Origin of the sequence: Streptomyces massasporeus, from assembly GCF_014648995.1 — a bacterium.
In the GTDB taxonomy this organism is placed as follows: domain Bacteria; phylum Actinomycetota; class Actinomycetes; order Streptomycetales; family Streptomycetaceae; genus Streptomyces; species Streptomyces massasporeus.
This window is the reverse complement of the sequence record NZ_BMSE01000067.1, coordinates 1-887: the sequence shown is the minus strand read 5'-3', so window position 1 is coordinate 887 and position 887 is coordinate 1. Positions and strand designations below refer to the sequence as shown.

General features: G+C 72.3%; 2 protein-coding genes. Both read left to right on the top strand.

The genetic code is table 11. The annotated features are described in order from the left end of the window. Window positions 1-459 (top strand): DUF4097 family beta strand repeat-containing protein (locus IE153_RS41245; RefSeq protein WP_189594806.1); only part of this gene is annotated, 459 nt, incomplete at its 5' end. 32 nt (window positions 460-491) lie between these two features. Next, on the top strand, window positions 492-887 hold a 396-nt coding region (locus IE153_RS41240; protein ID WP_189594805.1), incomplete at its 3' end, for an ATP-binding cassette domain-containing protein.

Below are 887 nucleotides of genomic sequence, written 5' to 3'. Positions count from 1 at the left end.
CGCGTCCTCGGCCACTCCGGATCCGTCGAGGTCACCGTCCAGCTGCCCGCCGGCTCCCGCGTCCAGGCCAAGGGCGCCGCCACCGACCTGCGCGGCGTCGGACGGCTCGGCGACGTCGTCTTCGACGCGGCCCAGGGCACGGTCAAGCTCGACGAGACCGGCAGCGCCCGCCTCACCCTGCTCGCCGGCGACATCACCGTCGGCCGCCTCGGAGGCCCCGCCGAGATCACCACCCAGAAGGGTGACCTCCGCATCGCCGAGGCCGTAACCGGCGCCGTCGCACTGCGCACCGAGCAGGGCGACATCACCGTCGCCGCCGCCCACGGCGTCTCCGCCTCCCTCGACGCCGGCACCGGCCACGGCCGGATCCACAACGCCCTCAAGAACGCCGACGGCGCCGCCGGCCTGACCTTCCACGCGACCACCGCCCAGGGCGACATCACCGCCCGCAGCCTCTAGCAGCCCGCCGCCCGTCCTAAGGAGCACCTCTCATGACCGATCTGGCCATCGCGGCGAACGGACTGCGGAAGTCCTACGGCGACAAGACCGTCCTGGACGGTGTCGACCTGGCCGTCCCGGAAGGAACGATCTTCTCCCTCCTCGGCCCGAACGGCGCCGGCAAGACCACCGCCGTCAAGATCCTCTCCACCCTCATCTCGCCGGACCCGACCAGTGGCGAGATCCGGGTCGGCGGTCACGACCTCACCGCTGACCCGCAGGCCATACGCGCCGAGATCGGGGTGACCGGTCAGTTCTCCGCGGTCGACGGCCTGATCACCGGCGAGGAGAACATGCTCCTCATGGCGGACCTGCACCACCTGCCCAAGCGCGAGGGACGCCGCGTCGCCGCCGAGCTGCTGGAGCGCTTCGACCTCACCGACGCGGCG